This window comes from Roseomonas sp. CAU 1739 (assembly GCF_039839775.1).
Lineage (GTDB): Bacteria > Pseudomonadota > Alphaproteobacteria > Acetobacterales > Acetobacteraceae > Neoroseomonas.
This window is the reverse complement of the sequence record NZ_JBDOQQ010000001.1, coordinates 610070-632294: the sequence shown is the minus strand read 5'-3', so window position 1 is coordinate 632294 and position 22225 is coordinate 610070. Positions and strand designations below refer to the sequence as shown.

The 22225-nt window shown below is 70.0% G+C and carries 21 protein-coding genes; 10 read left to right on the top strand and 11 right to left on the bottom strand.

Annotated elements, in window-relative coordinates:
- Positions 1-47 precede the first annotated feature (47 nt).
- Complete coding sequence (locus tag AAFN86_RS03010) at positions 48-488, bottom strand: hypothetical protein (protein ID WP_347541728.1); 441 nt, start codon at positions 486-488, stop codon at positions 48-50.
- Here AAFN86_RS03010 and AAFN86_RS03005 point away from each other — a divergent pair.
- The 3 genes from AAFN86_RS03005 to AAFN86_RS02995 are packed head-to-tail and all read left to right on the top strand — an operon-like array spanning position 487 to position 3070.
- Complete coding sequence (locus AAFN86_RS03005; RefSeq protein ID WP_347541727.1) at positions 487-1455, top strand: tripartite tricarboxylate transporter substrate binding protein; 969 nt, start codon at positions 487-489, stop codon at positions 1453-1455. The two genes, AAFN86_RS03010 and AAFN86_RS03005, sit on opposite strands and share 2 nt — an antisense overlap.
- A gap of 11 nt (positions 1456-1466) precedes the next feature.
- Positions 1467-2348 (top strand): isocitrate lyase/PEP mutase family protein, encoded by an 882-nt coding sequence (locus AAFN86_RS03000; RefSeq protein ID WP_347541726.1) that lies wholly within the window; start codon positions 1467-1469, stop codon positions 2346-2348.
- Positions 2345-3070 (top strand): haloacid dehalogenase type II, encoded by a 726-nt coding sequence (locus tag AAFN86_RS02995; protein ID WP_347541725.1) that lies wholly within the window; start codon positions 2345-2347, stop codon positions 3068-3070. The genes AAFN86_RS03000 and AAFN86_RS02995 overlap by 4 nt, the downstream gene beginning before the upstream one ends.
- Positions 3071-3305: 235 nt before the next feature.
- On the opposite strand, the gene AAFN86_RS02990 is transcribed toward AAFN86_RS02995, so the two are convergent.
- Positions 3306-4289: a tripartite tricarboxylate transporter substrate-binding protein gene (locus AAFN86_RS02990; RefSeq protein ID WP_347541724.1), complete on the bottom strand. Its 984-nt coding sequence runs from the start codon at positions 4287-4289 to the stop codon at positions 3306-3308.
- A gap of 109 nt (positions 4290-4398) precedes the next feature.
- Here AAFN86_RS02990 and AAFN86_RS02985 point away from each other — a divergent pair, with 109 nt between their 5' ends.
- From AAFN86_RS02985 to AAFN86_RS02975, 3 genes are read left to right on the top strand one after another with little or no spacing between them, the layout of a single operon-like run.
- Positions 4399-5118 (top strand): DUF1028 domain-containing protein, encoded by a 720-nt coding sequence (locus AAFN86_RS02985; protein WP_347541723.1) that lies wholly within the window; start codon positions 4399-4401, stop codon positions 5116-5118.
- A 58-nt stretch (positions 5119-5176) separates the two neighbouring features.
- Positions 5177-6253, top strand: a complete 1077-nt coding sequence (locus AAFN86_RS02980) for a tartrate dehydrogenase (protein WP_347541722.1) — start codon at positions 5177-5179, stop codon at positions 6251-6253.
- Between the two features lie 15 nt (positions 6254-6268).
- Positions 6269-7780, top strand: a complete 1512-nt coding sequence (locus AAFN86_RS02975) for an amidohydrolase family protein (protein WP_347541721.1) — start codon at positions 6269-6271, stop codon at positions 7778-7780.
- Positions 7781-7788: 8 nt separating this feature from the next.
- On the opposite strand, the gene AAFN86_RS02970 is transcribed toward AAFN86_RS02975, so the two are convergent.
- Both AAFN86_RS02970 and AAFN86_RS02965 read right to left on the bottom strand, forming a co-directional pair.
- Positions 7789-8751, bottom strand: coding sequence for a tripartite tricarboxylate transporter substrate binding protein (locus tag AAFN86_RS02970; protein WP_347541720.1), 963 nt, complete (start codon positions 8749-8751; stop codon positions 7789-7791).
- Between the two features lie 17 nt (positions 8752-8768).
- Entirely contained in the window at positions 8769-9671 is a 903-nt protein-coding gene (locus AAFN86_RS02965) for an NAD(P)-dependent oxidoreductase (protein WP_347541719.1), read from the bottom strand.
- Positions 9672-9779: 108 nt separating this feature from the next.
- Between AAFN86_RS02965 and AAFN86_RS02960 the strand changes: the two genes are divergently transcribed.
- A complete protein-coding gene (locus AAFN86_RS02960; RefSeq protein ID WP_347541718.1) occupies positions 9780-10976 on the top strand; it encodes an MFS transporter in 1197 nt (398 codons plus the stop codon).
- Here the strand turns inward: AAFN86_RS02960 and AAFN86_RS02955 are convergent, their stop codons facing one another.
- Positions 10977-11771, bottom strand: a complete 795-nt coding sequence (locus tag AAFN86_RS02955; RefSeq protein WP_347541717.1) for an enoyl-CoA hydratase-related protein — start codon at positions 11769-11771, stop codon at positions 10977-10979.
- An 86-nt stretch (positions 11772-11857) separates the two neighbouring features.
- Between AAFN86_RS02955 and AAFN86_RS02950 the strand changes: the two genes are divergently transcribed.
- Positions 11858-12835 carry a Gfo/Idh/MocA family oxidoreductase gene (locus AAFN86_RS02950; protein WP_347541716.1) on the top strand — a complete coding sequence of 326 codons (978 nt, stop codon included), beginning with the start codon at positions 11858-11860 and terminating at the stop codon, positions 12833-12835.
- Here the strand turns inward: AAFN86_RS02950 and pobA are convergent.
- Complete coding sequence (gene pobA / locus AAFN86_RS02945; RefSeq protein ID WP_347541715.1) at positions 12823-13989, bottom strand: 4-hydroxybenzoate 3-monooxygenase; 1167 nt, start codon at positions 13987-13989, stop codon at positions 12823-12825. The two genes, AAFN86_RS02950 and pobA, sit on opposite strands and share 13 nt — an antisense overlap.
- A 154-nt stretch (positions 13990-14143) precedes the next feature.
- Between pobA and AAFN86_RS02940 the strand changes: the two genes are divergently transcribed.
- Positions 14144-15691, top strand: coding sequence for an ABC transporter substrate-binding protein (locus tag AAFN86_RS02940; RefSeq protein ID WP_347541714.1), 1548 nt, complete (start codon positions 14144-14146; stop codon positions 15689-15691).
- Between the two features lie 202 nt (positions 15692-15893).
- Here AAFN86_RS02940 and AAFN86_RS02935 read toward each other — a convergent pair whose 3' ends face one another.
- From AAFN86_RS02935 to AAFN86_RS02915, 5 genes are read right to left on the bottom strand one after another with little or no spacing between them, the layout of a single operon-like run.
- Positions 15894-16859 (bottom strand): oligopeptide/dipeptide ABC transporter ATP-binding protein, encoded by a 966-nt coding sequence (locus AAFN86_RS02935; protein ID WP_347541713.1) that lies wholly within the window; start codon positions 16857-16859, stop codon positions 15894-15896.
- Positions 16856-17833 carry an ABC transporter ATP-binding protein gene (locus AAFN86_RS02930; RefSeq protein ID WP_347541712.1) on the bottom strand — a complete coding sequence of 326 codons (978 nt, stop codon included), beginning with the start codon at positions 17831-17833 and terminating at the stop codon, positions 16856-16858. The genes AAFN86_RS02935 and AAFN86_RS02930 overlap by 4 nt, the downstream gene beginning before the upstream one ends.
- Positions 17830-18696, bottom strand: coding sequence for an ABC transporter permease (locus AAFN86_RS02925; RefSeq protein WP_347541711.1), 867 nt, complete (start codon positions 18694-18696; stop codon positions 17830-17832). Before AAFN86_RS02925 ends, AAFN86_RS02930 begins: the two co-directional genes overlap by 4 nt.
- Positions 18693-19610: an ABC transporter permease gene (locus tag AAFN86_RS02920; RefSeq protein ID WP_347541710.1), complete on the bottom strand. Its 918-nt coding sequence runs from the start codon at positions 19608-19610 to the stop codon at positions 18693-18695. The genes AAFN86_RS02925 and AAFN86_RS02920 overlap by 4 nt, the downstream gene beginning before the upstream one ends.
- 47 nt (positions 19611-19657) lie before the next feature.
- Positions 19658-21265, bottom strand: a complete 1608-nt coding sequence (locus tag AAFN86_RS02915) for a gamma-glutamyltransferase family protein (protein WP_347541709.1) — start codon at positions 21263-21265, stop codon at positions 19658-19660.
- Positions 21266-21417: 152 nt separating this feature from the next.
- Between AAFN86_RS02915 and AAFN86_RS02910 the strand changes: the two genes are divergently transcribed.
- Positions 21418-22221, top strand: a complete 804-nt coding sequence (locus AAFN86_RS02910; RefSeq protein ID WP_347541708.1) for an endonuclease/exonuclease/phosphatase family protein — start codon at positions 21418-21420, stop codon at positions 22219-22221.
- Positions 22222-22225: the final 4 nt, after the last annotated feature.

The following is a 22225-nucleotide window of genomic DNA, read 5'->3' as shown; positions in this document are numbered from 1 at the left end:
CCTCCCGATTTCGCGCGATGCTGGCCCGGAACACGGGCCGGCGCCAGTCAGCCGGTGGTGAGGACGCCGGCAACGCGCCAGCCCTCCGGGCCCGGACGCAACAGCACACGATCGGTCAGCGTGACGTCGGGGTAGCGCGTATCCACCTTGAAGCCCGCGCCGTCGGGCCGCAGGGTCATCAGCAGCGCATTGCGCAGGCCGCCCGAGGCGCGGCCCCGCACGATGGCCAGCCATGATTCGCGGTCCAGTGGCACCTGCGCGCCTTGGAACTCGCAATCGAAGGTCGCGCCAGGCAATACCATCGCGTCGATGGCCGCGGCATCACCCGCGTCGATCGCTGCCAGGAAGGCTTCGATCGCAACCTGCGCCTCGGCGTCGGACATGGTGATCCCCCCTGCCGTGTCAGGCATCATGGTCGCGCACCGCGGCACCGGTTTACAGGGGGGTCGTGGCGGTGGAATGTCCCGGCCCAGGGAGAACATCGTCATGACGCTTCGCCGCCGCCCCGTGCTGTTCGCCGCTGCCGCCCTGGCCATGCCAAGGGTCGTTGCCGCGCAAAGTGCCTGGCCGTCCCGCCCCGTGCGCGTGATCGTCCCCTATGCCGCATCCGGCGGCACCGACATCCTGGCCCGTGCGCTGGGGGAGGCACTGCGCCCCATCCTGCCGCAGCCCTTCGTGGTGGAGAACCGCGCGGGTGGCGCCGGCGTCGTGGGGTCCGAAGCCGTGGCCCGCGCCGAGCCGGATGGCCACACGCTGCTGGTGGTGGTCTCGACCCATGTGATGAACCGCTACCACCTGCCGTCGATGCCCTATGATGCGATCCGCGACTTCACGCCGATCGCGATGCTGACGCGCAACACCATGGTGCTCGTCTCCGGCACCAACCAGCCCTTCGACAGCCTGCGTGCCATGATCGACCACGCGAAGGCCAATCCGGGCCGCGTCGGCACCGGCAGCACCGAGGCGCTGTCCTCCTTCGTCGGGCAGGAACTCGCCCGCCGCGCGGGGGTGGAGATGCCCGATGTCGCCTATCGCTCTGGCGGTCAGCTGATGAACGACATCGTTGCGGGGCACCTGCCCACCGGCTGGACCAGCACGGTCAGCGCGATGCCGCATATCGGCACCGGCCGAGTGCGGGTCCTGGCGGTGTCCACCGCGACGCGCACGCCGTATTTCCCCGATGCGCCCACCGTGCAGGAACAGGGCATCGCGGAATTCGACCTGTCGGGTTGGGTGGCAATGCTGGCCCCACCGCGCATGGACCCCGCGCTGGCCGCGACGATCGCCGGCACCGTGCAGCGCGTCTTCGACGATCCGCAATTCCAACAACGCCTCGTCGCCCTGGGCGTCGAACGCGATTTCCGTCCCGCCCCCGCGCTGCTCGAAGCGATGCAGCGCGATGACCGCATCTGGGCCGCCGCCGCGCAGGCCGGCCACATCCGTCCGCAGCAATAGGAACCAAACCGATGGCCAATCCCGCCCTCCGCCGAACGTTCGAGCAGAAGAAGTTCATCGTCGCCCCCGGCATCTTCGACATGATCTCGGCCAAGGTCGCCGATGGCATGGGGTTCGACTGCCTCTACGGCACCGGCTTCGGCACGGTGGCCTCGCATCTGGGCGTGCCGGATGCGGGCATCGCCACCTATGCCGATATGGTCTCCCGCATGGGGCAGATGGCGCGCGGCGTGAAGACGCCGATGATCGCCGATGCCGATACCGGCTATGGCGGGCTGCTCAACGTCCGCCACACGGTCATGGGGTATGAGGCCGCCGGCATCTCGGGCATCCAGCTCGAGGACCAGGAGATGCCGAAGAAGTGCGGCCACACACCGGGCCGCCGCGTCATCCCCGCCGAGGAGATGGTACTGAAGATCAAGGTCGCGGCCGAGGCGCGCACCAGTCCTGACTTCCTGATTGTCGCCCGCACCGATGCGCGCACGACGCTGGGGCTGGAGGAAGCGATCCGCCGCGGGTTGATGTTCGGCGATGCCGGCGCCGATGTCGTCTTCATCGAAAGCCCCGAGAGCGAAGCGGAGATGCGCGCCATCGGCAAGGCGATCAGCAAGCCGCTGCTCGCCAACATGGTCGAGGGTGGCCGCACGCCGCTGCTGCCGGCGAAGACGCTGCAGGAGATCGGCTACGCCATCGCGATCTATCCGGCGGTTGGCTTCCTGGCGATGGCCGCCGCGATGGAACGTGTCTACGGCCATCTGAAGCAGCATGGCGACAGCATCGCCATCGGCGAATCTTACGGCTTCAAGCGCATGACGGAACTCATGGGCTTCCCCGAGGTGTGGGATTTCGAGCAGCGCTGGGCCCAGCCCGAGCCCGCGAAGGCCGCGGAATGAGCGCGCTTCCGGGCGTGAAGGCGCTGGTCTTCGATACCTTCGGGACCGTCGTGGACTGGCGCAATGGCATCGCACGCGATGCGAAGACATTCCTCGCGCGCCATGGCCGCGGCGACATCGACGCCCACGCCTTCGCCGATGCCTGGCGGCGGCGCTACCAGCCGGCGATGGAGGCGGTGCGCTCCGGCGCCCGCCCCTTCACCCGGCTAGACGTGCTGCATCGTGAGAACCTCGATGGCGTGCTGGCGGATCATGGGATCGACCCGGCGGGCATCACGGCAGCGGAACTGGATTGGCTGAACCGCGCCTGGCATCGGCTCGATCCCTGGCCGGACGCCATTCCGGGGCTGCTGCGGATGCGCCCGAAGCACTTCCTCGCCCCTCTGTCGAACGGCAACATCCTGCTGCTGGCGAACATGGCGAAGCGCGCCGGCATTCCGTGGGATGCGATCCTCGGCGCGGAGGCCGCGCAGGCCTACAAGCCGCAGCCGGAATCCTATACCCGCACGGCCGAGATCCTCGGCCTCGCACCCGGTGAAGTCGCGCTGGTCGCGGCCCATAACGGTGACCTGGCGGCGGCGCGCCGTGCCGGGCTGAAGACCGCCTTCGTGCTGCGCGCGACCGAGCACGGCCCGAACCAAACCACCGACACCCATGCCGAACAGGATTGGGAGGCGGTGGCGTCGTCCTTCGAGGACCTGGCCGATCGCCTCGGCTGCTGATCGGTGACCTTCCCGCACCAGAACCCGTTCTGGTCGGCGGCGGCGCGCGCGGTGCAGGATCGCGCGATGCCGGGGGCGCGCATCCTCGCCCCCGGCATCTTCTGGGGGGTGTTCCCGCGGATCCACCGCCATGTCCGCACCGCCCTGGCGCCGGAGGAACGCGTAGTCCGGCGGGGCCGAAGCCACTACCGTTTCTTCCCGCCAGCCTCCTGCGGATTGGTCAGCGCCGCTCCCATCACTCCGCCCGGATGTTGCCCTCGCGGATCACCGGCTCCCACTTCGCGGCCTCGGCACGGATGAAGGTGGCGAACTCCTCCGGCGTGCCGGCGACCACCTCGGCGGCCTGCACGCGCTCGGCGGCTTCCTTCACCGATGGCGTGGTGATGATGGTGCGCAGGATGCGGTTGGCGGCGAGGACGATGTCCGCCGGCATGCCGGCCGGCCCCATCACGCCGTGCCAGGTGGCCGACGCGAAGCCGTCATAGGTCGCGCCCACCGGCGGGATGCCGGGCAGCGCCGGCACCGCATTGGCCGTGCTGACGGCGATCGCCCGCACATTGTTCTCTCGGATGAATGGCAGCGAGGTGGAGACCGAGGGGAAGGTGAAATCGGTCTCTCCGGCGATGGTGCTGCGCATCACGTCGGCGCCGCTGCGGTAATGCACGGCGGTCCAGCGGATGCCGGCACGGCGCGCCAGCAACTCCGCGCTCAGGTGGCTGGCATGGCCGACACCGGGGGAGGCATAGGTCATCTCCCCGTTGCGGCGCCGCGCGAGTTCGATCAGTTCCGGCAGGGTCGTCGCCTGCAGGCCCGGGCGCACGACGATGACCAGCGGCAGGTTCACCAGGTGGATGATCGGCGTGAAGGCCGTCATCGGGTCATAGACCAGGCCCGGCTGCAGCATCTTGCCGATCGCGTTGGCCCCGAGATCGGCCATCATCAGCGTGGTGCCGTCCGGCCGGCTGGTGGCGACGACGCCGCCGGCGATGGTGCCGCCTGCCCCGGACCGGTTCTCGACCACCATGGGCTGGCCATTGGCGTTCTGCGGGAAGGCGTTGGCGACCGAGCGCGACAGCGTGTCCACCGCGCCGCCGGCGCCGAAGGGCACGACCAGCCGCACCGGGCGGTCGGGCCAGGCGCCCTGCGCGCGCAGCGTGGCCGGAAGGCCGGCAGCCAAGGCCATGGCACCAAGGGCCCGGCGGTGGATGGCGAATGTCATGGTTCTGATCCTCCCGAATGTCTTTGCGACCACATCGGCAGCGCCGCCCGCTGCTGTCAACCGCCGCGCGGCGGGGCATGCTGGGCACGCACCACAGGAACCCCGCACCATGACCTGGTCCATTGTTGCCCATGATGCCGCGACTGGCACCTTCGCCGTCGCGGTGACCACCTGCAACCTCGCGGTCGGCGCCGCCTGCCCGTTCCTGCGCAGCGGTGTCGGCGCGGTCTCGACCCAGTCGATGAGCAATCGCTACCTCGGCCCGGTCGTGCTGGATGCGCTGGCGCGCGGGCTGTCGCCCCAACTGGCGCTGGACTCCGCGCTGGCGGGCGACGAAGGGCGCGGGCTGCGACAGATCCATGTGGTGGACCGGTTCGGGCGCGTCGCGGCGCATACCGGGGCGAATTGCGTGGAATGGTGCGGCAGCGTGGCCGGAGACGGTTTCTCGGTTGCCGGCAACATGCTGGCCAATGGCGATGTGGTGCCGGCGACGGCGAAGGTCTTCGCCACCCGCACGGACCTGGCGCTGCCAGAACGGCTGATGGCCGCGCTCCATGCCGGGCAGGCGGCCGGCGGTGACCGGCGCGGCAAGCAATCGGCCGCGCTGGTTGTCACCACCACCGAGGACTTCCCCGACATCAACCTGCGCGTGGACGACCATGGCGAACCGCTGGTCGAACTGTCCCGCCTGCTGGCGCTGTGGCGCGTGCAGGCGGAACCCGGCCAGCACACCCGTCCGTCGCGTTCGAACCCGGCCGGGCTGGTGGACCTGGACGCGATCGAGGCCGGCTGGCGCGCCCGCGCGATGGATCTGCGGTTCCGTCGCTAAAGGGCTTGCGCGCCACGCGACGCCCCGGCAGGGAAGCGGCAGCACAGGAGGAAGCATCATGCGCCAGCACAGGATCGCCGCCATCGGGGGTGACGGCATCGGACCCGAAGTCATCGCCGCGGGTTGCCGCGTGCTGGAAGCCGTCGCGGCGGCACAGGGCGGCTTCTCGGTCGCTTTCGAGAGCTTCGACTGGGGCAGCGCGATGTATCGCCGCACCGGCAAGATGATGCCGGATGATGGGCTGAAGGCGCTGGAAGGCTTCGACGCCATCTTCTTCGGTGCGGTCGGCGCGCCGGACATCCCCGACCACATCACGCTGTGGGAGTTGCGCCTGGCGATCTGCCAGGGCTTCGACCAATACGCGAATGTCCGCCCGACGAAGCTGCTGCCCGGCGTGGTGGGGCCGCTGCGCGAGGATCTCGGAAAGCAGATCGACTGGGTGATCGTGCGCGAGAACTCGGAAGGTGAATATGCCGGCGTCGGCGGTCGCGCCCATCGCGGCCTGCCGATCGAAATCGCCATGGATGTTGCCGTCTTCACGCGCGAAGGCGTGGCGCGCATCTGCCGCCATGCCTGCGAGGTCGCGATGGCGCGCCCGCGCAAGCTGCTGACGGTGGTGACCAAGTCCAATGCGCAGCGCCATGGCATGGTGATGTGGGACGAGGTCTGCGCCGAGGTCACCGCGCAATACCCGGCGCTGACGGTCGACAAGATGCTGGTCGATGCGATGACCGCACGCATGGTGATGAAGCCGGGCAGCGTGGACACGGTGGTTGCGACCAACCTGCATGCCGATATCCTGTCGGATCTCGCTTCGGCGCTGGCGGGCTCGCTCGGCATCGGCGCCACCGGCAACATCGACCCGCAGCGGCGCCGGCCGTCGATGTTCGAACCGATCCATGGCTCGGCCTTCGACATCACTGGCAAGGGCATCGCCAATCCACTCGGGTCCTTCTGGACGGCGTCGATGATGCTGGAGCACCTGGGCGAACCCGCCGCCGCGCAGCGCCTGATGCGCGCGGTGGAAGCCGTGACGGCGCGCGGCGACGTGCTGACGCCCGACCTCGGCGGCACGGCGGCGACGGTGCAGGTGACGGATGCCGTCATCGCCGCGCTGCAAGGTGCGAACGCCTAACCATAGGAGCCGCGCATGGCCGAGATCGAACCAGGCTTCATCGTCATCCGCGGCGGGCGCCTGGTCGTTCCCAGCCAGCGCCGCGCCGAGCCGGCCGACATCCTGGTCGAGGACGGCGTGATCCGCGCCGTCGCCCCCGGGGTCGAGGCACCGCCCGGCGCCCGCGTCGCCGATGCCACGGGCTGCCTGCTGCATCCGGGGCTGATCAACGCCCATACTCATGGCCACGGCGCCCTGGCGCGCGGCACCGGCGACCGCTGGACGTTGGAATTGTTGCTCGCCGCCTCCCCCTGGATCGGCGGCGGGCGCGCCTTGCAGGACAAGAAGCTGTCCGCGCAGATCAACGCGGCGGAACTGGTACTGAAGGGCTGCACCGCCGCCTACGATCTCTACGCCGAATTCCCGCTGCCCACCGCCGAGGGGCTTGATGCCGTCGCGGAAGCCTATGCCGGCATCGGCATGCGCGCCGTCATCGCGCCCATGGTCGCCGACCGCACGGTGTGGGAGGCGATCCCCGGCCTGCGCGACGCGCTGCCGGAGGACCTCCGGACGCGGGTGGACGCCATGCGCCTGCCCGCCTTCGAACGCACGCTGGAAGGGATGCGCGGCGCGCTGGCCGGCTGGCGCTGGGGGGCGAAGGACATCCGCGCGGCGGTCGCACCCACCATACCGCACCATTGCTCGGACGCCTTACTGTGCGGCTGCCGTGACCTCGCACGCGACTTCGGCGTCGGCCTGCACAGCCATGTCGGCGAGAGCAAGGTCCAGGCCGTCGTCGGAATGCGGCGCTACGGCAAGACGCTGCTAGCGCATATGGATGCGCTCGGCCTGGTGGGCGCGGATTTCACCGCCGCGCACGGCATCTGGCTGGACGATGACGACCTGAAGCGGCTGCGCGATGCGGGCGGCGCGGTGGCGCACAATCCGGGCAGCAACATGAAGCTCGGCAACGGGATGTTCCGGCTGCGCCGCGCGCTCGACCTGGGTGTCACCATCGGCATCGGCACCGATGGATCGAGTTCGTCGGACAACCAGAACATGTATGAGGCGATGCGCGCCGCCTCCCTGCTCTCGAAGGTGCAGACGCCCGACCCCGCCGCCTGGGCGAGCGTCGAGGAAGTCTATCACGCCGCGACGGTGGGCTCGGCCAAGGCGCTCGGCTTCAAGGACATCGGCGCCATCGCGCCGGGGATGAAGGCGGATATCGTCTTCCTCGACCTCGGCGCCATCAACTGGATCCCGCACCATTGGTCGGTGAACCAGATGGTGCATGTCGAGGACGGCACCGGCGTGCGCCACGTGATGATCGGCGGTCGCTTCGTGGTGCGGGACAGGCGGCTGCTCACGATCGACCTCGCGAAGCTGGCGCTGGAAGCCGAGGCCGCGCGCGAGCGGCTGGAGGCGCTGAACGTCGCCTTCAAGGACCTGTACGAGAGGCTGGAGCCGGTCGTCTCCGCCTTCTGCCCCGCCTTGGCGGCGCAGCCCTACCACCTCCGGCGCTATCTGTGCGACGCGCCGGGGGGGTAGGCGCGTGACTACTGCTGTTCCAGCCCCGCTTCACGCGCGCGCTGGGACAGCACGGTGATCTGGTTGCGCAGGAAGTCGCGGAAAGCCTCCGGGTCGCTGCCGCGCGGCGCATAGCCCAGCCGCGCGAGCCGCTCGCGCAGTTCCGCATCGCCCAGCACCTTGTTCAGCGCGGCATTGGCGCGCGCGATGATCGGCGTGGGTGTGGCCGCCGGCACCGCCATGCCGAACCAGACATCGAAGGCGAAGTCCGGCAGCACGGAGGCGACGGTCGGGATCTCCGGCGCCAGGGAGAAGGGCCGGGGCGAGGTCACCGCCAGTGCCCGCACCTTGCCCTCGCGCACCTGCGGCATGCCGGCGGCGAAATCGGTGAAGGTGCTGTCGATGCGCCCGGCGATCACATCCGTCAGCGCCTCCGGCCCGCCGCGATAGGGCACGCCGGTCATCTCCACCCCCGCCAGCCGTGCCAGCGTCGCCGAGGCAATCAGCGCGGAGGAATTGCCATGGCTGAAGGTCAGCGGCGTGCGGGAGGCCTTGGCATGGTCGATCAGCCCGCGCAGGTCGCGCGCCGGGGAGGACGCCGGCACCACCAGCAGATAGGCGGTCTCGGCGACGAAGCCGATCGGCGCGAAGTCGCGCAACGGGTCATAGGCGAGGCGCCGCACCGTATAGGTGTTGAGCGCGCCATTGGTCACCGACAGCACGCACCAGGTATGGCCGTCGGGGGCGGACCGCGCCGCGCTTTCGGTGCCCACCACGCCGTTGCCACCGGGGCGGTTGTCCACGATCACCGGCTGGCCGAGTTCGCGCGTCAGCGGCTCCGCGAGGTGACGCATCAGCGTGTCGGTCACCGAGCCGGCGGGGAAGGCGACGACGAGGCGGATCGGCCGGTCGGGCCAGGCTGGTTGCGCCAGGGCAGGAGCGGCGAGCAGCGTCGCGCCGCTGCCCGCCAGAAGGGTGCGTCGGTTCATCATGGTCATTGTCCTCACCGTCACCGAGGCGCCCAGATGCCGAGGAACCGATGGATCTCGGTATTGTCGACCCCGGGGCCGAGGTGTTCGACCGCCTCCTTCCACAGCGCGCGGCACAGGGCAAGCGAGGGTGCAGCGATGCCGGTCTCCTCGGCGATGCTGCCGGCGGTGTCGAGATCCTTACGCATCAGCCCCAGCTGGAAGCCGCCGGCATAGCGGCCCGGGATGATCTCCTGCCGCGCCTTGGTCTCGGTGGCGATGTTGCGGCCGGACGACGCATTCATCACATCGGTGAGTATGCCGAGGTCGAGGCCCGAGGCCTCGCCCATGCGCAGCGCCTCGGCGGTGGCGAGCAGCCCCGCGGCATAGACGAAATTGTTCAGCGCCTTCATGGCATGCGCACTGCCGACGGCGCCGGTGCGGATGATCGCTTCCCCCATGCCCTTCAGCACGGGTAGCGCCTGGGCGAAGGGCGCATCGCCACCGCCGACCATGATGGCGAGCGTGCCGGTCTTCGCCTTGGCGACGGACCCCGACACCGGCGCATCGACCATCGCCGCGCCCCGCGCTTCCACCAGGGCGGCCAGGCGACGCGTCTCGGCGGGTTCCGAGGAGGACATGTCGATCACCAGCATGTCCGGCCGCAGGGCAGCGAGCAGCCCGCCCTGCCCTTCCATGACCGTGGCGACGATGCGGCTGTTGGGCAGCATCAGCACCACGGCATCGGCGCCGGCGGCGACGGCGGCGGGGCTGTCGGCGAAGGCGACGGCGCCATCCGCGGCACCTTCAGCCAGTGCGGCGCGCGCGGCGTCGGCAGTGTCGCAGGCGAGCACGCGGAAGCCGCGCGCGACCAGGCTGCGCGCCATGGGCAGCCCCATCATGCCAAGTCCGATGAACCCGATGGGCGTGGCGCCTGCGGCCATGGTCGTTTCCCTATGTGTCGTGCCCCGCGATGGTCGGGCCCTGCGGGCGCGAAGACAAGCCATCGCCCGGGCTTAACGGGCGCGCGCACTGCGCATAGGCTGGCGCACATGCCACCATGGATCGCGGCTCTCGGTGCGACGCTGCTGATGCAGTCGGTCGCTTCCTTCATGACGCAGTCCCTGCCCGTGGTCGCCCCACTGATTACGGCAAGTGCGGGGCTGGCGCCGGAACGCGTCGGCAATTTCTCCTCCCTCGTGGCCTTCGGAACGGTGCTGTTCCTGCTGCTCGGCGGGCCGTTCCTCGCAAGGCTGGGGCCGGTGCGGACGCTGCAGGCGGGGGCGGCGATCTGCGCGGCGGCGATGCTGACGGCGGGGTTCGGGACGGTACCCGCGCTGGCGCTGGCGTCGCTGCTGCTGGGGATCGGCTATGGCCCCTCCCCGCCCGCTGGCAGCCGCATCCTGGCGGCGACGGCGCCGAAGGAACACCGCACGCTGATCTTCTCGGTCAAGCAGGCGGGGGCGCCGCTGGGCGGAGCGATGGCCGGTCTGATCTCGGCGCCGATCGCGGCTTCCGCCGGCTGGCCGATGGCGCTGCTGGTCGCGGTGGTGACGGCGATCGCGGCGGCGGCCGTGATCCAGCCGCTGCGCGGGATGCTGGATGCCGAACGCGATCCGACGCGCCGGATCGGGCTGCGCGACGTGCTTTCCCCGCACAGCATCGCAGCACCCATCGCGGCGCTGCGCATCGACCCGCTGCTGCCGAAACTGGTGGCGCTGTCAGTCTCCTTCGCGCTGTGCCAGGGCTGCCTGTTCTCCTTCACCGTGACCTGGCTGGTCGAGACGCGCGGCATGGGCCTGGTGCAGGCCGGCAGCACCTTCGCGGTGATGCAGGTGGCGGGCGTTGTGGCGCGCGTGCTGCTCGGCTGGATCGCCGACCGCACGGGGAATGCGACGCGCAACCTGGTGGTGCAGGCCTTCGTCGCTTCGGGCTCGGTCGTCGCGCTGGCGCTGCTGCCGGCGGGGGCACCTTTGGCCGCGCTGATGCTGCTATGCGGGCTGGCGGGCTTCGTCGGCGCGTCGTGGAACGGCATCTCGTTGGCCGAGGTGGCACGGGTGTCGCCGCCGGATCGCGTCGGTGACGTCACCTCCGGCAGCACGCTGTTCGTGTTCCTCGGCTACGTCGCCGGCCCTTCGGCGTTCTCGCTGCTGGTCACTTGGTCCGGCGGCTGGGTGCTGCCGATGCTGCTGGTGGCCGGGCAACTCGCCATCGTCGCGGCGCTGGTGGGCGCTGCGCTGCGGCGCTGATCAGGCCGTCCAGCGTGCGGCACGCTTTTCCTTGAAGGCGGCGATGCCTTCCTTCGCCTCGGGCCCGGCGGCGCATTTGGCGAAGGCCTGCGCGCCGGCCTCGGCATAACCATCCGGCGAAAGCGGGCCCAAGGCGGCGATCAGCGCCTTGGTCTCGGCGAGCGCCATCGGCGCGCCCTGGCGCAGATCGGCGACGATGGCGGCGACAGCGGCATCGAGCGCGGCCGCATCGGACACCAGCTGGTGCACCAGTCCAAGACGGCCTGCTTCCGCCGCGTCGATCACGTCCGCGCGCAGCGTCATGCGCATCGCGGCGGACCGGCCCATGCGGCGCACCAGCCAGGGCAGGATCTGCGCCGGCACCAATCCGCGCCGGACCTCGGGCGCGCAGAACCGCGCATCGGCGGTGGCGATGGCGAAATCCGCCGAGCACACCCAGCCGAGGCCGCCGGCATGCGCCGACCCTTGGATCGCCGCGATGACCACCTGCGGCAATTCGGACAGCCGCACGAAGCGCTGCCCGGTGCGCCGGTTTCGCGCCTGCTGCGCGGCCAGGCGCTCGGCATCGGTCGCACCGCTGCCGGCGACCTCAGTCAGGTCGAGCCCGGCGCAGAAATGCCCGCCGGCGCCGGACAGGATGACGACGCGCGTCGTGGTGTCCGCCGCCAGCGCATCCAGCGCGGCATCCAGCGCATCGCCCATCGCGTTGTTCATCGCATTGCGGCGTTCGGGGCGGTTCAACGTCAGCCGCGCAACAGCGCCTTCGCGTGTCAGCAGCACCGGTGTCTCGGTCATGCGTTCCTCCTTCGTATTCACGCCGGAGGATAGACCGCGGTCGCGCAACCGGCGATATGGGCGGCTCAGCGCGGGAGGAACGGCACATGGCGGAACGGATCGGCCTCGGCATCATCGGCTTCGGCATCATGGGGGAACGCCTCGCGCGCTTCGCGGCCGAGCACGACCAGGTGCGGCTCGTCGGCGTGTGGGATCCTTCGCCCGAAGCCGCGACGCGGCTGGCCGCCGCCTTGCCTGGCGTGGCGATGCTCGCGTCCCCCGAAGCGGTGATCGCGGCCTGCGACTGCCTCTACATCGCCGCCCCGCCGGCCTTCCACCTGGTGCATGCCAAGGCCGCCTTCGCCGCCGGCAAGGCGGTGTTCCTGGAAAAGCCGCTGGCGGTCGACGCCGATGAGGCGCGTGCCTTCGTCGAAGCAGCCGAGGCCGCCGGCGCGCGTGGCGCGGTGAACTTCCCGATGGTGTCCTCGCCGGCCGTCGCGCAGCTCGCCGCCTGGCGTGCGGAAGGTGCCGTGGGCGCGCCGCGCGAGCTGTCCATCACCACCGGCTTCGCCGCCTGGCCGCGATCCTGGCAGCGCGACGCGCATACCTGGCTCGACAAGCCGCAGCAGGGCGGCTTCACGCGGGAGGTGGTGTCGCATTTCCTGTTCCTCACGCGCCGCCAGCTTGGCGCGCTGTCGCTGGAAGCGGCGCGGGCGACCTTCGCCGCGGCTGGCCGGTCGGAGACGGCGATCGCCGCGCGGCTGACCGCCGGTGGCGTGCCGGTATCCCTGTCAGGCGGCGTCGGCATCACGCTGGCGGATGACCACAATGCCTGGGTGCTTGAGGGCTCGGCCGGCGCGATCCGGCTGCGCGACTGGTCCTTCGCCGAACGTCGCGGTGCCGACGGCATGTGGTCGGCGCCAGCCGATGCCGTGCCGAACGAACGCATGCGTCCGATGGTGCTGAAGCGGCAGCTCGACGGGGTCGCCGCCATGACACGGGGGGAGAAGCACCACCTGGCGACGCTGCGCGAGGCGCTGGAGGTGCAGCAGGTGGTCGAGGCGGTGTTGGCTCAATCGGCGTAGGGCAGGCCGACATAGTTCTCGGCGAGCGTCGTCAGCGCCGCCGTCGACCCGGCGAGGTAGTCCAGTTCGGCGAGGCGCACGCGTTCCTCGAAGTCATCGTGGTCGTCGTAGCGATGCAGCAGCTGCGTCATCCACCAGGAGAAGCGCTGCACCTTCCACACCCGGTCGAGGCAGGTGGCGGAGTAGCGATCCATCAGCGCCTCCCCCCGCCCGGCGAAGAAGTGTTCCAGCGCGCGCACCAGCACGCGCACATCCGCAATCGCGAGGTTCATCCCCTTCGCCCCGGTCGGCGGGACGATATGCGCGGCGTCGCCGGCCAGGAACAGCCGGCCATGGCGCATCGGCTCTGCCACGAAGGACCGCATGGCGGTGACGCCCTTCTGCAGGATCGGGCCTTCCTCCAGCGCGCCGCCAAGCCGCGCGCGCAGTTCCGACCAGATGCGGTCATCGGACCACAGCGACAGGTCCTCGTCGGGCGCGCATTGCAGGTACAGGCGGCTGATGCTGGTGCTGCGCATCGTCGCCAGCGCGAAGCCATGAGTGTGCCGGGCGTAGATCAGTTCCTCCGACATCGGCCGCGACTGTGCGAGGATGCCGAGCCAGGCGAAGGGATAGATGCGGTCGAAGATGCGCAGGTCGGCCGCGGGGATGGCGGGGCGGCAGATGCCGTGGAAACCGTCGCAACCGGCGATCACCTCGCAATCGAGCGATTGCGCGACGCCGTCCTGCGTCCAGGTGATGCGCGGACGCGCCGTCGCCATGTCGTGGATGGCGACGTCCGCCACCTCGAAATGCAGCGGCAGGCCGGCCGCCAGGCGCAGCGCGATCATGTCCTTCACCGCTTCCTGCTGGCCGTAGATGGTCACCACCTTGCCGCCGGTCAGGTCCGCCAGGTCGACACGATGCCCCTGCCCGCCGAAGCGCAGTTCAAGACCGCGATGCACCAGGCCTTCGCGATGCAGGCGGTCCGCCACGCCGGCCTCGGTCATCGTCCGGACCGAACCCTGTTCGAGCAGCCCGGCGCGGATGCGGCTTTCGACATGAGCCCGGGATCGCGCTTCGATCACCACGCTGTCGATGCCGCGCTGGTGCAGCATCTGCGCCAGCAGCAGCCCCGCCGGCCCGGCGCCGATGATCCCGACCTGTGTGCGCATCGATCCTCACTCCCTTGCCGGCGATTTGGCGTTGGCGAGGGCGGCAATGCAAGCGATGCCGACCGCGGCAATGCCAGCGCCACCCGGCGGCCGGGCTTGCCGCACGGGGCCTCCATTCCCTAGGCTCCCTTCCACAACACGGGAGATCAGCATCATGTCCATCGGTCGACGCGGGTTGGGTCAAGGCATCGCGGCAGCGGCGGGCGGCCTCGCGCTGCCATGGATCGGCGCCAGGCCGGCGGAAGCGCAACGCAGCGCCAACACGCTGCGCATCGCGTTCCGCGACGCGGTGCCGAACGTCGATCCGTATTTCAACAGCCAGCGCACCGGGCTGATCATCGCCCACCAGGCGATGGACGGGCTGGTGCATCGCGACCCCGCGACCTTCCGGATCGTCCCCGCGCTGGCCACCGAATGGCGCTGGGTCGATCCCAGGACGCTCGACTTCACGCTGCGCCAGGGCGTGAAGTTCCATGACGGCAGCGCCTTCGGCGCCGATGACGTGGTCTACACCATCAACACCGTGGCCGATCCGGCCACGCGCGTCGCGACACCGTCCAACTACGCCTGGATCGAAGGCGCGGAGAAGACCGGCGCGAACACCGTCCGCCTGACCATGAAGCGGCCGACGCCGGCGGCGCTGGAATACCTGGCACTGGTCACGCCGATCTGGCCGAAGGCAACGCGCGAAAGGCTCGGCGCGGAAGGCTTCTCTCGCATGCCGATCGGTACCGGGCCGTATCGCTTCACCAAGGTCGATGTCGCGACCGGTGTCGAGTTCGAACGCTTCAACGACTATTACGAAGGCGGCCCGAAGGGGCGGCCGGCGATCCAGAAGCTGGTCGCGCGCTACATCGGCGATGCGGCGACGGAACTGACGGAACTGCTCGGCCAGCGCGTGGACTGGATCTGGAACATGAATCCGGACCAGGTGGCGAATGTGAACCGCCTGCCCTACCTGCAGGCGACGCGGCAGGAATCGATGCGGGTCGGCTTCCTCAGCCTCGATGCGGCGGGCCGCAGCGGGGCGGACAACCCGATGACGAAGCTGAAGGCGCGCCAGGCGGTTTGGCACGCCATCGACCGCACGGCGATCGCCGAGCGACTGGTCGGCGGCGGGTCACGGGTGCCACCGGCCCCCTGCTTCCCGTCGCAATTCGGCTGCAACGGCGATGTCGCGACCACCTACGCCTACGATCCGGCCAAGGCGCGCGCGCTGCTCGCCGAGGCGGGGTATGCCAACGGCTTCGACATCGAGCTGACCAGCTACGTCCAGCCGCGCCAATGGTCGGAAGCCGTGCAGAACTACCTGCGCGCCGTGGGCATCCGCGCGAACCTGAACCTGATGCAGGTGGCGGCGCAGATCCAGCGGTCGCAGCGCGGGGAACTGGCCATGCAGATGGCGTCCTGGGGATCGTATTCGATCAACGACGTCTCGGCGATCCTGCCCAACTACTTCAGCGGCGGCGCGGACGACTACGCCCGCGACCCGGAGATGATCCGGCTCGTCGAAGAAGGCGGCAGCACGGCCGATGAGGAAGCGCGCAAGACCGCCTATGACGCCGCGATCAAGCGCGCGACGGAACAGGCCTATTGGTGCCCGCTGCACACCTATGTCAGCACCTTCGGCTTCCAGAAGCAGCTCGAATTCCCGACCTTCGCGGATGAGCTGCCGCGGTTCTACCTGGCGAAGTGGAAGTGAGTGAAAGGCGGAGGGGCGCCGCCCCTCCGAACCTCCCTGCCAGGGGCCAACGGGCCCCTGGACCGCGATCCATGAGGATGGACGGCCAATGATCGCGCCCGTGATCGTCAACCCGCCCTTGAAGCCCGGCGCCAGGTGATGGTTTCCATAGGTCCACCGGACTTTGGTGGGGTGGCCTGGAGGGGCAAGACCCCTCCAGGCCTCACGCCGCGCTTTCGACCAGATGGCACTCCACGATCCCCGTCGCATCCGCCAGCGTCTTCGGCGCGTCCACCGCGCAACGCGGCAGCGCGACCGGGCAGCGCGGATGAAAGCGGCAGCCCGGCGGGATGTTCGCCGGGTCCGGCATGATGTCCCCCAACCCTACATCCGGCACGCCAAGCCCCGGCTCCGGCGTCAACACCGAGGCCAGCAGCGCGCGCGTATACGGATGCCGCGGAGCGGCGAACAGGCCCTCGGATTCCGTGCGCTCGACGATGCGCCCGAGATACATCACCGCCACCTCGCTCGCGATGTGTTCGACCACCGCCAGGTTGTGGCTGATGAACAGATAGGTCAGCCCAAGGTCGCGCCGCAGTTCCGCCAGCAGGTTGAGGATCTGCGCCTGCACTGACACGTCGAGCGCGCTGGTCGGTTCGTCGCACACCACGATGCGCGGGCGCAGCACCAATGCGCGCGCGATCGCCACGCGCTGCCGCTGGCCGCCCGACAATTGCGCCGGGAACCGCAGGCCCTGGTCGCGCGACAGGCCGACGCGGTCAAGAGCCTCGGCAACACGGCGGTCCATCTCGGCCCCGCTGATCGACCCCTGCGCGATGAGCGGCATGGCGACGATGTCGCGCACCCGCCGCTTCGGGTTCAGCGAGGCGAAGGGGTCCTGGAACACCGGCTGGATCAGCCGCGCCCGCGCGCGGCGGTCCATCCCCGACAGGCGCTGGCCATCCACCAGCACGTCGCCGGCGGTCGGTTCCAGCAGCCCCAGGATCAGCCGCGCCAGTGTGGACTTGCCGCAGCCGCTTTCACCCACCACGCCGAGTACGCTGCCGGCGGGCACGGCGAAGGACACGTCATCCACCGCGATGACCTGCTTCGGTGGCGCGAAAAGCCCCTGGCGAACCCGGAATTCGCGCCGCAGGCCGCGCACCTCGATGGCGGGGGCGCCGCTCATGCCGCCGCCTGGCCGACCCAGCCGGGCGACAGGGTGCAGAGCAGGTCATGGCCGTCCGACACGGATTGGCGTGGGATGGTGCCGGCGCAGGCGGGATGCGCCTGGGAACAGCGGTCCCGGAAGCCGCATCCGGTGAACCCCGGCGTGACGCGCGGCACCACGCCCGGGATGGAACCCAGCGGGTCGCCGCGCTTCACCTTTCCCGGCACGGGCACGCAGGTCAGCAGGCCGCGCGTGTAGGGGTGTTCGGGTGCGGCGAACAGCGCGGCAGTAGGCGCGCTCTCCACCACCTCGCCGGCATACATCACCGAGACGCGGTCGGCGACGCGCGCGACCACGCCAAGGTCGTGGGTGATCAGCAGGATGCCGAGGCCGAGATCCTTCTGCAGCGTCGCCAGCAGCCGAAGGATCTGCGCCTGCACCGTGACGTCCAACGCCGTGGTTGGTTCGTCGGCGATCAGCAACTCGGGGTCGCACATCAGCGCCATGGCGATCATCACGCGCTGGCGGAGCCCACCGGACAATTGATGGGGAAACTGCCCAAGGCGCAGGCCGGGCGCGGTGATGCCGACCAGCGCCAGAAGCTCCGCCGCGCGATCCACCGCCTGGGCGCGCGGCGTGCCGCGATGGCGGCGCAGCACCTCGGTCATCTGCGAACCCACGGTATAGGCGGGGTTCAGGCTGGTCATCGGCTCCTGGAAGATCATCGCCATGCGGTCGCCGCGCAGGCGTTCCATCTGCTTCTCGCCGTAGGTGCCGATCTCCTCGCCGGCGAAGCGCAGCGCCGTCGTCTCGCGTCGGGAACCGCGCGGCAGCAGGCCCATCACCGACAGCGCGCTGATCGACTTGCCACAGCCGGATTCACCTACCAGGCAATGCGTCTCGCCCTTGTTCACCATGATGGTCGCGCCACGCACCGCGGCCGTGCTGCCGATCGTCACGCGCAGGTCGCGCACTTCCAGCAGCGCCGTCATCGCGACAGATCCGTGCCCATCATGTCGCGCAGCGCATCGCCGAGGAAATTCACCCCCAGCACCAGCACGAACAACGCCGCACCGGGGATCATGATCACCCAGGGGCTGAAGAACATGTATTCCTTGGCCTCGCTGATCATCAGCCCCCATGACGGCAGCGGCGGCGGCACGCCCAGGCCAAGGAAGGACAGCGCCGCCTCCAGCAAGATGGCCAGTGCCATCTCCAGCGTCGCGACCACGGCCAGGTGGGTGGCGATGTTGGGCAGCACTTCGCGCGTCAGCACCCACCATTGGGATGCGCCGGCGCACCAGGCGGCCGAGACGTAGTCCAGGTTGCGGATCTGCATGGTGGTGGACCGTGCGACCACCGCGAAGCGGTCCCACAACAGCAGGCCGAGCACGAGCACCACCAGCAGGAACGAGGATCCGCGCAGCGCGGCGACAGCCAGCGCGACCAGAACCGCCGGGATCGACAGCCGCGTGGTGATGGCGAAGACCACCGCGTCGTCCACCCGGCCGCCATAGAAGCCGCCCAGCACCCCCATGGTGATACCGATCAGCCCCGAGGTGATGACGGTCAGCACCCCGATCACCATCGAGATGCGCGTGCCGTAGATCAGCCGCGAGAAATAATCCCGCCCGAGCTGGTCGGTGCCGAGGAAGTTCCTCGGATCGCCGCCTTCCATGAAGGATGGCGGCACCAGCCGCCGGTCGAGATCGATCACGAAGGGATCGTAGGGCACGATCCAGGGCGCCAGCAGCGCCACGATGGCGGCGAAGGCGACGATCCCCGCGCCGATCACGAAGCCAGGATTGCGCAGCAGCTTCGCCCCGCGGCCCATCGGCATCACCGCGGCGCTCATGCGGTGCGCAGCCGCGGGTCGAGCACCGCGTTCAACAGGTCCGCCAGCAAGGTCAGGCCGATATAGATCACCGCCAGCACCAGCACGACGGCCTGCACCACGGGGAAGTCGTTCTTGCTGATGCTTTCCCAGGCCAGGAAGCCGACGCCGTGCAGGGCGAAGACCGTCTCGATGACCACCGAACCACCCAGCATGAAGCCCAGTTGCACGGCGGCGATCGAGACCACCGGGATCGCCGCGTTGCGAAAGCCGTGCTTGACCAGGATGGACAGCCGCGTGAGGCCCTTGGCCCGCGCCGTGCGGATATAGTCCGAGGCCAGCGCCTCGATCATGCCCGACCGCGTCAGGCGCGTCAGCGACGGGATGGCCGAGAAGGCCAGCACCACGCCGGGCATGATGTAGCCCTGCCATTCATCATTGCCGGAGATCGGCAGCCAGGCGAGTTGCAGCCCGAAGACGATCATCAGCACAAGGCCGAGCCAGAAGGATGGCATCGCCTGGCCGATCATCGCCACCAGCCCGACCGCGCGATCGACCCAGGATCCTTCGCGCACCGCGGCGAGGATGCCGAGCGGCAGCGACACCACGAGTGCGACCGCGAGCCCGACGAAGCCGAGCGTGAGCGTCACTGGCATGCGCGATGCGATCAGGTTGGAGACGCGGTCGCGGAAGAAGTAGCTCTCGCCGAAATCGCCCTGCACGGCACGGCCGAGCCAGTCGAAATACTGGACGTAGAGCGGACGGTTCAGCCCATAGGCTTGCCGGATCGCCTCGACATCCGCGGCGGTCGCGTTCGGGCCGGCGATGGATATGGCAAGGTCGCCCGACACCCGCGTCAGCAGGAAAGCCAGCGTGAGGACCGTCAACGCGACGGCCACCGCGACCGCGGAGCGGCGGAGAAAGAAGCGAAGCATCCCGCCGCGAGCCTAGGCGGGCCTCGCACGCCGCCGCAAGCCCCGCCTCAATACGCCGCCGCCCAGCCGTCGCGCCGCGGATCGGACCCGGCCATGCGCACGCCATTGTCCAGCATGCGGATCGCCTCGACGCTGCACGCGCCTTCCAGGTCGCCGACCACCTTCACCTCGTGGCCACGTTCGCGCAGCCCGGCGATCGCAGCCTCGCCGAAGCCGCGCTCGATCGTCAGTACTTCGTTGCCGCCATGCGGGTAGTTGGATTCCTGCCCGGGCTGGGAGGACGTCCAGCGTGGCGCTTCCAGCGCCTGCTGCGGATCCATGCCGAAGACGGCGCAGGACACCATCACCTGGAAGTTCACCTGGACCTGGTTGTCCGCGCCCGGCGTGCCGAACACCATCCAGGGCTTGCCGTCCTTCATCACCATCGGCGCGTTCATGGTGTGGCGCACCCGGCGGCCGGGCGCGAGTTCATTCGCGTGGCCACCATCGAGATGCCAGTAGGTCATGCGGTTGTTCAGCAGGATGCCGGTACGCGGCCCCGTCACTCCGGACCCGAAGGCACCGTTGATCGACTGGATAGCGGAAACGGCGTTGTCCTCGGCATCGACGACGCAGAAATAGGTGGTGTCGGCCTCCGCCATCGCGCGCACCGGCAGCGAGGCCGCGCGGGCACCGATTGCAGCGACATGCGACGCGGTGCGCTCATCGGACAGCAGCGCGGCGAAGTCGGGGGCCTCGCGCCCGGCCTCGGCCTCGCGGTCGAGGAAGGCGCGCTTCTTTGCCTCGATCATCAGGTGCAGCAGCGCCGCACTGCCCCAGCCCATGCCTTCGAGATCGGCCTGCTCGACGATGCGCAGCATCTGGAGCATGGCGAAGCCCATTGACGGTGCCGGCGTCTGCCGCACCTCGAAGCCGCGCCAGGCGATGCCGACGGGTGGCGCGAACAGCGGCGCCACCGCTGCAAGGTCGCCCTGCGCCACCAGCGCGCCGATCGTCGCCATGTCGGCGGCGATATCGCGCGCCAATGCGCCGCGATAGAAATCCTCCGGACCTTCCGCAGCCAACCGCTGCAACGTCGCGGCCAGCGCCGGCTGCGTCACCAGCGCACCGACGGCCAGAGGCGCGCCGCCGGGCAGGAAGATCGCGGCACTGGTCGGGTCGGCGCCGATGCGCTTGCGGTTCTCGCCGCAGAAATGGCGCAGCGCGTGGGTCGCGGCGAAGCCGTCGCGCGCCGCCTCAACCGCCGGACCGAACAGCGCGCCCCAGGTCTTGGCACCATGGGCGGCATGCAGCGCGGCCAGGCCCGCCACCTTGCCCGGCGTCTGGATCGACAGCGGCCCGTCCATCGGGATGCCGCCCTCGGCGCGATACCGCGCAACCGTCGCCGCCGCGGGTGCCTGGCCTGTGCCCGCGAAGGTCTCGGCGCGGCCGGTCCTGGCCGACCAGTGGTGATAGAAGCCGTCGCCACCGAGTCCCGACATATGCGGTTCGACCACGCCCAGCGTCAGCGACACCGCCACCGCGGCATCCGCCGCCGACCCGCCGGCCCGCAGCACGTCCATCCCCGCGGCCGTGGCCACAGGATGGTTGGTCGCCACCGCCCCGCGCCGGCCCATGATCAATGGGCGATGCGCCCGGATGCCTTCGTAAGCCACTGGGCAACCCCTTTCGTGTCAGGGTGTTACAATGCTGGATCGCGCAACGTCGCGCGCCCATGTAAACCCATTAACGCCGGGCATGAGGCCGGCGCCAACCCTGGACGAGTCGAATGTCGCGTCGGCAATTCAAAGCGCGTCGTGCCCAGGCCATGCCGGACCTCCTGCTCCGGCGCCTGCTGCGCATGCCGCAACCCCAGCCCCAGTCGGCACCCGCGCCGCCTGGTGCGCTGCGCATCGCCACCTACAACGTCCATAAATGCGTGGGCACGGATAACCGGTTCGATCCCGACCGGATCGCCGCCGTAATCCGCGAACTGGACGCCGATGTGCTGGCCCTCCAGGAAGCCGATCGTCGCTTCGGCCGGCGCGAAGGCCTGCTTGACGCGGCCGCGCTGGAACGCGACACCGGGTTGCGGCTGGTGCCGCTGGCGATGGCGGCCGGCGGCCATGGCTGGCATGGCAATGCGCTGCTGGTGCGCGACGCCCGCATGGTCGAGGCCTACCGCCTACGCCTGCCGGGCGGGGAGCCGCGTGGTGCGGTGCTCGTCGAACTGGAACTGCCGGGGGGCAGGCTGCGGGTCGTCACCGCGCATCTGGGCCTGCTGCGCCGCCATCGTGCCCAGCAGATCGCCCACCTGCTCGAACGCCTGGCCGAGGCGGACGACACGCCCACCCTGCTGCTGGGCGACCTCAATGAATGGCGGCCGGGGCCGCGATCCGCCCTGCGCGCGCTGGAGCGCGACTTCGGCCCGGTGGATGTCGGCCCCCCCACCTTCCCCAGCCGCCTGCCGATCCTGAGCCTGGACCGCATCCTGTGCCGGCCGCAGGGGCTGCTGAGCGGGCTCGCCGCGCATCACTCGCCGCTGGCGCGCATCGCCTCGGACCATCTGCCGCTGACGGCGCGGCTCGACCTTGCCGCGGCGCGGCCCGCGGCGATGGCCGCGGCGGCCTGAGCAG